Source organism: Actinomycetota bacterium, from assembly GCA_030774015.1.
GTDB lineage: Bacteria > Actinomycetota > UBA4738 > UBA4738 > JACQTL01 > JALYLZ01.
This window is the reverse complement of record JALYLZ010000088.1, coordinates 20,451-30,590: the sequence shown is the minus strand read 5'-3', so window position 1 is coordinate 30,590 and position 10,140 is coordinate 20,451. Positions and strand designations below refer to the sequence as shown.

12 protein-coding genes are annotated in these 10,140 nt (G+C 71.9%); all 12 read left to right on the top strand.

What is annotated here, in order from left to right; genetic code table 11:
* Positions 1–450 (top strand): hypothetical protein (locus tag M3Q23_08935; GenBank protein MDP9342209.1); only part of this gene is annotated, 450 nt, incomplete at its 5' end.
* 3 nt (positions 451–453) lie between these two features.
* Positions 454–1,431, top strand: a complete 978-nt coding sequence (locus M3Q23_08930) for a phosphatidylinositol mannoside acyltransferase (protein ID MDP9342208.1) — start codon at positions 454–456, stop codon at positions 1,429–1,431.
* A gap of 51 nt (positions 1,432–1,482) precedes the next feature.
* Positions 1,483–2,595 carry a glycosyltransferase family 4 protein gene (locus tag M3Q23_08925; GenBank protein MDP9342207.1) on the top strand — a complete coding sequence of 371 codons (1,113 nt, stop codon included), beginning with the start codon at positions 1,483–1,485 and terminating at the stop codon, positions 2,593–2,595.
* A 215-nt stretch (positions 2,596–2,810) separates the two neighbouring features.
* Complete coding sequence (locus M3Q23_08920; GenBank protein MDP9342206.1) at positions 2,811–3,362, top strand: LemA family protein; 552 nt, start codon at positions 2,811–2,813, stop codon at positions 3,360–3,362.
* 13 nt (positions 3,363–3,375) lie between these two features.
* Positions 3,376–4,281: a M48 family metallopeptidase gene (locus M3Q23_08915; GenBank protein ID MDP9342205.1), complete on the top strand. Its 906-nt coding sequence runs from the start codon at positions 3,376–3,378 to the stop codon at positions 4,279–4,281.
* A 140-nt stretch (positions 4,282–4,421) separates the two neighbouring features.
* Entirely contained in the window at positions 4,422–5,501 is a 1,080-nt protein-coding gene (locus M3Q23_08910; GenBank protein MDP9342204.1) for a DUF3048 domain-containing protein, read from the top strand.
* An 83-nt stretch (positions 5,502–5,584) separates the two neighbouring features.
* Positions 5,585–6,490, top strand: a complete 906-nt coding sequence (gene pdxS / locus M3Q23_08905; GenBank protein ID MDP9342203.1) for a pyridoxal 5'-phosphate synthase lyase subunit PdxS — start codon at positions 5,585–5,587, stop codon at positions 6,488–6,490.
* A 79-nt stretch (positions 6,491–6,569) separates the two neighbouring features.
* Positions 6,570–7,127: a pyridoxal 5'-phosphate synthase glutaminase subunit PdxT gene (gene pdxT, locus M3Q23_08900; GenBank protein MDP9342202.1), complete on the top strand. Its 558-nt coding sequence runs from the start codon at positions 6,570–6,572 to the stop codon at positions 7,125–7,127.
* Positions 7,128–7,131: 4 nt separating this feature from the next.
* The gene (locus M3Q23_08895) at positions 7,132–7,881 is read left to right on the top strand and encodes a YebC/PmpR family DNA-binding transcriptional regulator (protein MDP9342201.1); all 750 of its coding nucleotides are present in this window, start codon (positions 7,132–7,134) and stop codon (positions 7,879–7,881) included.
* 121 nt (positions 7,882–8,002) lie between these two features.
* Entirely contained in the window at positions 8,003–8,515 is a 513-nt protein-coding gene (locus M3Q23_08890; protein MDP9342200.1) for a crossover junction endodeoxyribonuclease RuvC, read from the top strand.
* Positions 8,512–9,078, top strand: a complete 567-nt coding sequence (gene ruvA / locus M3Q23_08885) for a Holliday junction branch migration protein RuvA (GenBank protein MDP9342199.1) — start codon at positions 8,512–8,514, stop codon at positions 9,076–9,078. The genes M3Q23_08890 and ruvA overlap by 4 nt, the downstream gene beginning before the upstream one ends.
* A 5-nt stretch (positions 9,079–9,083) precedes the next feature.
* Complete coding sequence (gene ruvB, locus M3Q23_08880; protein ID MDP9342198.1) at positions 9,084–10,139, top strand: Holliday junction branch migration DNA helicase RuvB; 1,056 nt, start codon at positions 9,084–9,086, stop codon at positions 10,137–10,139.
* Position 10,140 lies beyond the last annotated feature (1 nt).

Here is a 10,140-nt window from a genome sequence, read left to right as displayed (position 1 = left end):
GTGGGCTGCTGGCTGGTGTTCGCCGGGCACGGGCGCTGGGCCGGCCCGGCCGCCGGCGGCGCGGGGGTGCTGCTGCTGGCCGGAGCGACCCTGGCCCGTCGGGGCGATTCGTCCCTGCTGGCGTTCCTGGACTCCGCGGCGGACCGGATCTTCGACGGGTGCCTGCTGTCGGCCATCGCGCTGGCGGTACGGGAGGTCGATCCGCCCGCCGCGGCCGCGGCGGCCGCGGCCCTGGTGGCGAGCTTCCTGGGCGCCTATGTCCGGGCCCGGGGACGCTCGCTCGGCTACGGCGTGGACGACAGCCTGGTCACCCGGGCGTTCCGGTACGCGCTGGTGGCGATCGGACTGGCCGGTGACTGGCTGGGGCCGACCATGATCGCCCTGCTGGTGGTGGCCACGCTGTCGGCGGCCGTTCGGGCCAGCCAGGTGGCGAAGCAGGAGCGGGAGTAGCGGATGGACGCCCCTGAAGTCGCCCCGGTCCCCGCGCCGTCCGGCGGGGCAGATGCTGGCGCACCGGCCGCCGAGCAGCCCGAGCGGTTGACGTTCCGCGAGCGGCTGGCCGCCTGGCAGTACGCGACGATGGAACGCGCCGGCATGTCCTGGCCCGAGCCGGTGGCCCGGGCGGCGTTCAGCGCCTACGCGCGTGCCATCTACCACGGCCTGCCGGACCTCCGCCGCACCGTCGCGTCGAACCTGGCCCGCGTGATCGGACGGCCGGCGGACTCACCGGAGGTGCTGGCGGCCACCCACGAGGCGTTCCTGCTGTACGGGCGGTACTGGTACGAGGGCTTCCACGCTCGGGTCATGCCGCCGGAGGAGGTGAACAAGCGGTTCGTCGCCAACGGGCTGGCCAACATCGACCGGGCCCTGGAGGCCGGGCGGGGCGCCATCCTGGCGCTGCCCCACATGGGGAACTGGGACGTCGCCGGGCACTTCCTGTGCATCAACGGCTATCCCCTGGCCGCGGTGGCCGAGCAGCTCCGCCCGAAGTCGGTGTCCGAGCTGTTCCTGCGCCACCGCCGGGAGTTGGGGATGCGCATCGTGCCGCTGACGGCGGACAAGCGGGCGGGCTTCGAGATCGGCGAGCTGCTGCTCCAGAACTGGATCGTGGCCCTGGTGGCGGACCGGGACCTGAGCGGCGCGGGGGTGGAGGTGGAGATGTTCGGGGCCACCCGCAAGCTCCCCGCCGGGCCCGCGCTGCTGTCCATCAAGACGGGGTCGCCGCTGCTCGCCTGCTCCTGCTACACGACCGAGGAGGGCTGGGTGTGCTGGATCGGGGAGCCCCCGCAGGTGGAGATGACCGGAGACACCCGGACCGACGTGGGCACACTGACGCGGCTGCTGGCGACGGAGTTCGAGCGGAGCATCGCGGCGAAGCCGGTGGACTGGCACATGTTCCAGCCGGCCTGGCCGGACGCCCCGCCGCCGTGAGCCGGCCAGCTGCCGTGAGGGGGCCACCCGCGTGAGTGGGCCAGCCGTCCGGTGTCCGTGAGGGTCCTCCAGGCCTGCCCCTACGACTGGAACGCGCCGGGTGGGGTGCAGGTGCACGTCCACGCCCTGGCCGAACGGCTCCATGATCGCGGGCACGAGGTGATCGTGGTCACCCCGGCCGCGGGCCCGGTGAGCGAGGGGTACGTCCGCGTCGCCGGCCGTCCCCTCCGGGTTCCCTACCAGGGAACGGTGGCGCCGGTGTGCCTCTCGGTCTCGTCGATCCGCCGGATCGGGGCGGCCCTGCGGTCGTTCCGTCCCGATCTCGTGCACGCCCACGAGCCGATCGCGCCGTCGTCGGCGATGATCGCCACGCTTCGGGCGCGGGTCCCGACCGTCGCCACGTTCCACTCCCACGCCGAGCGGTCCCGGCTGTTCGACGCGGCCGCGCCGCTCCTGCGGGTCGTGACGAGGCGGCTGGCCGTCCGGATCGCGGTCTCGGAGGCCTCGGCCGGATTCATCGGCGCCCGGCTGGGGGGCGAGTTCCGGATCGTGCCGAACGGCGTGGACGTGGAGGCGTTCGCCCGGGGGACGCCGGCCCCGGACCTCCCGCCCGGGCGGCGGATGCTGTGGGTGGGGCGCCTCGACCCCCAGAAAGGGTTCGGGATCGCCCTCCGGGCCTTCGCCCGACTGGCCGGCGAGCTCCCGGACCTCCACCTGGTCGTGGCGGGCGACGGGCGGGACCGGGGCGCGGTGGACGCCCTGCCTCCGGAGGTCCGGTCCCGGGTGACCATGCTGGGCGCCGTGCCGCACGCGGCCCTGCCCGCGTATCACGCGGCGGCTGACGTCTACGTGGCCCCGGCCCTGGGGCAGGAGAGCTTCGGGATGGTGCTGGTGGAGGCCATGGCGGCCGGCGTCCCAGTCGTGGCGAGCGACATCGCCGGTTACCGCGAGGTGGTCCACAACGGTGAGGACGGCCTCCTGGTTCCCCCGGGCGACCCGGCGGCCCTGGCCGGGGCGGTCCGCCGGGTGCTGGAGGGCCCGGGGCTCTCCACCCACCTGCGGGAGGCGGGGCGGACCCGAGCCCAGGCTTACTCGTGGGACCGCGTCACCGAGCAGATCGAATCGATCTACGCGGAGGTCCTGGGCCATCGGGCCGGAGCCTGACGACCGAGTGCACCTGCGCCTTTCGGCGGATGACCGGGACGCGAGCCGGTGCTAGCGTCGCCCTCGCCTGTCCCAGCGAGGACGTGGAGAGAGAAGTCGGCAGAGCGTCACCTCCTGGTTCACAAGGCGAGCGGGCCGCCCTCGGGCGGCCTGTTCGCGTCCGGGGCCGATGCCGCGCCCACGGCTAGGGAACACCTCGTTGCTAAGATGCCCCCGTGCTCGGCCTGTGGATCGTCCTCGGCGTGGTGGTCCTGCTCCTTCTGTATGGGATCTACGTCTTCAACAAGCTGGTGCGGACGCGGAACCGAGTGGACAACGCCTGGTCCCAGATCGACGTCCAGCTCCGGCGCCGGTATGACCTCATCCCCAACCTGGTCGAGACGGTGAAGGGGTACGCGGCGCACGAGCGCGAGCTGTTCGAGGAGGTGACCCGGGCCAGGGCCCAGGGCGAGCAGGCCGCCACCGTCGCGGCCCAGGCCCAGGCCGAGAACCAGCTGACCGCGGGACTCCGCCGCCTGTTCGCGGTGGCCGAGCAGTACCCGCAGCTGAGGGCCAGCGAGAACTTCCTGGCCCTCCAGGAGGAGCTCACCTCGACCGAGTCGAAGATCGCGTACGCGCGGCAGTTCTACAACGACGAGGTCACCATCCTGAACAACCTGGTGCAGTCGTTCCCGTCGAACGTCGTGGCCCGCACGGCCGGGTTCCACACCCGGCAGTTCTTCGAGATCGACGAGCCTGCCCGCGGGCCGGTGGCGGCCTCCTTCTAGCGAGTAGCCGCTCGTGTACGAGCAGATCGCCCGGAACAAGCGCCGCTCGGTGTTGCTGGTGCTGGGCGCGCTGGTCCTGCTGGGGGCGGTGGGGTGGGCCCTCGGCCTGCTGTTCCAGGCGGGGATCGCCGGCCTGGTCATCGCGCTGGTGATCGCGGCCTTCCTGGCGTTCGGCTCCTACCGGTATGGCGACCGGTTGGTCCTGGCCTCCGCGCGGGCCAAGGAGGTGACCCCCGAGGAGGAGCCCCGGCTGCACAACGTGGTGGAGGGGCTCTGCCTGGCCGCGGGGATCCCCAAGCCGCGCGTGTACGTGGTGCCGGAGCAGGCGCCGAACGCGTTCGCCACCGGGCGCGACCCCGAGCACTCGTCGATCGCGGTGACCCGCGGCCTCCTCGACATGATGAACCGGGTGGAGCTGGAGGGGGTGGTGGCGCACGAGCTGTCCCACGTCCGGGATCGCGACATCCTGGTGGGGACCATCGTGGCCACGCTGGTCGGCGCCGTGGTGCTGATCTCCGAGTTCATGCTGCGGTGGTTCTGGTGGGGAGGGTTCGGGGCCCGACGCGGGAACGACCGCGGCGGGGGAGCGGTCGAGGCGGCCCTGTTCGCGGTGGGGCTGCTGCTGCTGATCCTGGCGCCCATCTTCGGGCAGATCATCAAGTTCGCCGTGTCCCGGCAGCGCGAGTACCTGGCCGACGCGCAGGGCGCCATGCTGACGCGGTATCCGCCGGGCCTGGCCAGCGCCCTGAAGAAGATCGCCGTCGCCCCGCACGCCATGAAGTCGGCGAACAACGCCACCGCGCACCTGTGGCTGGATCAGCCCTCGCGGGTGCCCGGCGACAGGATGGGGTTCATGGAGAAGCTCTTCTCCACCCACCCGCCCATCCAGGACCGCATCCGCATCCTCGAGGAGATGTGAAGGCCGGGTACCTCGGCTCCAGGTTCCAACCGGGATCTAACGGCGGGGTGGTTGAGAAAGGGGAGACCGGCGGGTAGCATCCCCCACGCCTTCCCGCTCCCCCCGACTCCGAGCCACGCCCCCGCCAGGAGGACTCCGACTTGAGCTTCACGCGACGTCGCAAGGTGATGGCCGCCGGAGTGACCACCGTGCTGGTTGCCGCCGGTGCCGTCGGCACCCTGGCCCTCACCGGCAACGCCGCGAGGATCCCGCTCATCGGCCACATCCCGGGGCTCTCGTCGCTCGCCGAGCACAAGCCCGCGAAGCCTCCGACCTGCCCCCTCACCGGCGTGGCGCCGCACCACGACGTGCCCGACCGCCCGGCGCTCGCCATCAAGGTGGAGAACCTGCCGGAGGCCCGCCCCCAGGCCGGGCTGGAGCGGGCCGACATCGTCTACGAGGAACCCGTCGAGGGCGGCATCACCCGGTTCATCGTGGTCTACCAGTGCCAGGACTCGAAGCGCATCGGGCCCGTCCGGAGCGCCCGCCTGACCGACCCGGACGTCCTGATCCAGTTCGGCACGTCGACGCTGTTCGGCTACGCGGGAGGGGTCCCCCGGGTGGAGCAGGCCGTTGCGGACAGGGGCCTGCACGACGTGAACTACGATGTCCAGGCCGCCATCAAGGCCCAGGCGTACGAACGGGATCCCGACCGCAGCGAGCCCCACAACCTCTACACCAGCACCGGGGCCCTGTACCGGGCCGGGCACGAGACCGGCGGCAAGCCCGCTCCGGTGTTCACCTACCGGAAGAAGGGGCCAGCCGGGGCCGGATCGAAGCCGGCCGGCACCGTCCATCTGGACTGGTCCGGCACCGCGAACGTGTTCTGGACGTGGAACCCGAAGCGAGCGGTGTGGCTGCGGTCCTACGACACGGGCCCCGCCACGCTGGAGGGGGACCTCCAGATCTCGGCCACGAACGTGGTGGTCGAGGTGGTGAAGATCAAGGACACCGGCATCGTGGACGTGGCCGGCAATCCGTCCCCGGAGGTCGAGTCCGTGGGTTCCGGGAAGGCATACGTGTTCCGGGACGGCCGCGTGGTCGAGGGAACGTGGAAGCGGCGCTCCGTCCACGCCCTGACCAAGTTCTTCGATTCCTCCGGGAAGCGGATCCCGCTGGCCCCGGGGACCACGTGGGTGGAGCTCCTTCCCGACACCATCCCGGTCGAGATCTCCCCGTAGGGCGGCGTCGCTCGGCTCCCGGCGGAAGGGCGGTGCCCCGGACGGAAGGCCGGTGTCCCGGCGATACACTGGGGCCGGTGAGCATGGAGGAGGGGAGCGCCGTGGAGCGAGAGACCGGGACCTTCCGGGTCAAGTCCGGACTGGCCGAGATGCTGAAGGGCGGGGTGATCATCGATGTCACCACCGCCGAGCAGGCGAAGATCGCGGAGGACGCCGGGGCCTGCGCCGTGATGGCCCTGGAGCGCGTTCCCGCCGACATTCGGGCGGAGGGCGGCGTGGCCCGCATGGCCGACCCCACCAAGATCACGGAGATCATGGAGGCGGTGACCATCCCGGTCATGGCGAAGTGCCGGATCGGGCACTTCGTGGAGGCGCAGATCCTCCAGTCGCTGGGCGTGGACTACCTGGACGAGAGCGAGGTGCTCACGCCGGCCGACGAGGAGCACCACGTCGACAAGTGGCAGTTCACCGTCCCGTTCGTGTGCGGGGCCCGAGACCTCGGGGAGGCCCTGCGCCGGATCGCCGAGGGCGCGGCCATGATCCGCACCAAGGGCGAGGCCGGAACCGGCAACGTCGTCGAAGCCGTACGGCACATGCGCAAGATCCAGGGGCAGCTGCGGTGGCTGGGCACGCTGGGAGCCGAGGAGCACGCCCACGCGGCCAAGGAGCTCGGCGCGCCGCTCGAGCTGGTCCGCCAGGTCGCCGCCACCGGGAAGCTGCCGGTGGTGAACTTCGCCGCCGGCGGAATGGCCACGCCCGCGGACGCTGCTCTGATGATGCAGCTCGGCGCGGAGGGGAACTTCGTGGGCTCGGGCATCTTCAAGTCCGAGGACCCCGCGGGGCGGGCCCGGGCCATCGTCGAGGCGACCACCTACTTCAACGACCCCGACGTGCTGGCCAAGGTGTCCCGCGGCCTCGGTGAGCCCATGCGGGGCCGCGACATCAAGGAGCTGGGCGAGGAAGGGCTGCTCCAGGTCCGCGGCTGGTAACAGCCGCGACGTCGTCTCGCGGGCCGGCGAAGCGCATGCAATCGCGGGCGGCGCGGAGGGCTTCGCTATCATCGAGGCCATGAAGGTCGGGGTCCTGGCGCTGCAGGGCGATTTCCGTGAGCACTGCCGTGTGCTGGCGGGCCTCGGCGCCGCGCCGGCCGAGGTCCGTACCCCGGACGAGCTCCGGGACGTGGACGCCCTGGTGATCCCGGGCGGAGAGTCGACGACCATGGGCAAGCTGGCCCGGGCCCACGGGCTGGTGGAACCGATCCGCGAGCGTGCGGCCGCCGGGATGCCGGTCCTGGGCACGTGCGCGGGCATGATCGTGATGGCCCGGCGCGTGGACGGCGGGGAGCCGCTGCTACAGCTCGTCGACGTCTCGGTCCGGCGCAACGCCTACGGCCGCCAGGTCGAGTCGTTCGAGGCCGACGTGGACGTTCGCGGCATCACCGAGCCGGTCCGGGGCGTGTTCATCCGGGCCCCCCGGATCGAGGACGTGGGGCCGGACGTGGAGGTGCTCGCCGAGCACGAAGGCGTTCCGGTCGTGGCGCGGCAGGGCAACCTGGTCGTGGCGTCGTTTCACCCGGAGCTGGTCGGCGAGACCGGTCTGCACGAGTACCTGCTGGCGAGGGTGTGAGGGCATGTCGGGCCATTCCAAGTGGAGCCAGATCAAGCGGAAGAAGGAAGCCACCGACCAGAAGCGGGGCAAGGTCTTTGCCAAGGTGCTCCGCCAGATCGAGGTGGCGGCCCGGGAAGGCGGAGGCAACGTCGACGGGAACATGACCCTCGCCGCCGCGGTGGAGCGAGCCCGGGAGGCCTCCGTTCCGGTCGAGAACATCGAGCGCGCCATCAAGCGGGGCTCCGGCGAGATGGAGGGCGCTCGCTACGAGGAGGTCACGTACGAGGGCTACGCGCCCGGTGGCGTGGCGGTGCTGGTGGAGGCCCTGACCGACAACCGGAACCGGACGGGGCAGGAGGTTCGCCACGTCTTCACCAAGCAGGGTGGCAACTTTGGCGACCCGGGGAGCACCGCGTGGATGTTCCAGCGCAAGGGTGTCCTGCTGGTGGACAAGGAACGCGCTCCCGACGAGGAGCGGGTGCTGGAGGTCGTGCTGGAAGCGGGAGCCGACGACCTTCGCGACGCGGAGAGCCAGTGGGAGATCGTCACCGACCCGGGGGCGTTCACGGCCGTCCGGGACGCGCTGGTCGCGGCGGGGATCCCCCCGGCCTCGGCTGAGCTCACCATGGTTCCCCAGAACACGATCCCGGTCCAGGCCTCGCGGGCCCGCTCGGTCCTGGCCCTGATCGATGCGCTGGAGGACCTCGACGACGTGCAGGCCGTCCACTCGAACTTCGACATCCCCGAAGAGGTCCTGGCCGAGGTCGGCTAACCGCCGGCGTCTCGGGCTTCTGACCAGCGGAATCAGCCTGTCCAGACGTTTCTGTCACTGGCACCCCCTAAATTCCAGCGATGTGATTGAGCGGAAAGGGGGATGCTCATAGACTGAACAGGTGTTCGATGGCGTCGTCCTGGGGGTCGACCCCGGCCTCGCGCTGACCGGCCTGGCGGCGCTGCGATCGGAGTCCGGGCTCCCACAGCTGATCTGGTCCGAGACCGTGCGGACGCCGGGCGGCCTGGCGGAGCCGCTCCGGCTGCGGCGGGTGTACGGAGCGGTCAGGGACGCGCTCGACCGGCATCGCGCGGCGGCCTTGGCGGTGGAGCGGGTCATGTGGGGCCGGAACGTCGGCAGCGCTCTCAGCGTGGCACGGGCCACCGGGGTGGTGCTGCTCGCGGCGGCGGACGCGGGCGTGCCGGTGGAGGAGTACGCCCCGCTCGAGGTGAAGATGGCCGTGACAGGCGTCGGCAACGCCGGCAAGGACCAGGTCCGCCGGGCCCTGATCGGCGTGCACCGCCTCGGTGAGGTCCCGGTGCAGCCGGATGCGGCCGACGCCGTCGCCGTGGCGCTGTGCCACGTCCAGCAATCGAAGATGAGGGAGCTGATGCGACGGAGCGCGCGAGCATGATCGCGTTCCTGGAAGGCGAGCTGGCCGAGAAGGCCGCGGATCGCGTCGTGCTGTCCGTGGGCGGGACGGGCTACGAGGTGCTGGTGCCGGTGTCCACGCTGGCCCGGCTTCCCGCCGTGGGCAGGACCGCCCGCGTCCACACCAGGCTCCAGGTGCGCGACGACGCGCTCGTGCTGTACGGGTTCTCCACGACCGAGGAGCGCGGACTGTTCGACCTGCTCGTGTCGGTGAGCGGCGTGGGGCCGAAGCTCGGGCTCGCCTTCCTGTCCGTGTTCACGCCCGACGCCTTGCGCCGTGCGGTGGCCGCGGCCGACGTCGCGGCGCTCGCCACCGTGCCCGGCGTGGGGAAGAAGATGGCTGGGCGCGTGGTGGTGGACCTGAAGGACCGGCTGGGATCCGGCGACGGTGTCGCGACGGGGCCGTTCTCCGAGGTCCGGGAAGCGCTCCTCTCGCTGGGCCTCTCGCCGCAAGAGGCCCGGGACGCCATGTCGTCCCTGACCGGGAATGGCGACCGCTCGGTGGAGGAACTGCTGCGGGAGGCGCTGAAAGCCGTGGGGAGGTGATCCCCGTGGGTGATCCGGTGAGCGATCCGGTGAGCGATCCGGAGCACGATCCGGAGCGCATCGTCGCCCCCGTGGTCCGCGACGACGAGCGGGAGTTCGACGCCGCACTTCGGCCTCGCACGCTGGATGACTTCGTCGGCCAGGAACGGACCAAGGAGCAGCTCGGGCTGCTGATCGAGGGGGCCCGGGCCCGCGGGGAGCTGGCCGATCACCTGCTGTTCTCGGGCCCGCCCGGCCTGGGCAAGACCACGCTGGCGGGGATCGTGGCCCATGAGATGTCGGTGGGGTTCCGGCCCACCTCCGGGCCGGCGCTGGAACGGGCCGGCGACCTGGCCGCCATCCTCACGAACCTCGGGGACGGCGACGTGCTCTTCGTGGACGAGATCCACCGGATGCCCCGGTCGGTCGAGGAGATCCTGTACGCGGCCCTGGAGGACTTCAAGCTGGACGTGGTCATCGGCAAGGGCCCCTCCGCCAGGAGCATCCGCCTGGACTTGCCCCGGTTCACCCTGGTCGGTGCCACCACCCGCCCGGGCATGCTCACGCTGCCGCTCCGGGAACGGTTCGGGTTCGCGCCGCGGCTCGACTACTACTCCGAGCAGGAGCTCGCCCTGGTGGTGCGGCGCTCGGCCCGGATCCTGGGGCTGGACATGGAGCCCGACGGCGGGGCGGAGATCGCCCGGCGGGCCCGGGGCACCCCGAGGGTGGCCAACCGCCTGCTCCGCCGGGTTCGCGACTTCGCCCAGGTACGGGGCGACGGGCGGATCACGGTGGCGGCGGCCCGCCTCGGCCTCGAGCTCTACGAGGTCGACGAGCGGGGGCTGGACAAGCTGGACGTCGCCATCCTCGCCACGCTCATCGGGAAGTTCGAGGGCGGGCCGGTGGGCCTGTCGACGCTCGCCGCCGCGGTGGGGGAGGAGATGGAGACCATCGAGGACGTCTACGAGCCGTACCTGCTCCAGCTGGGATTCCTGAAGCGAACCCCCCGGGGGAGGATGGCCACCGAGCGCGCGTTCCGCCACCTCGGCGTCACTCGCGAGGGCGCGCTTCCCCTCGTCTGAC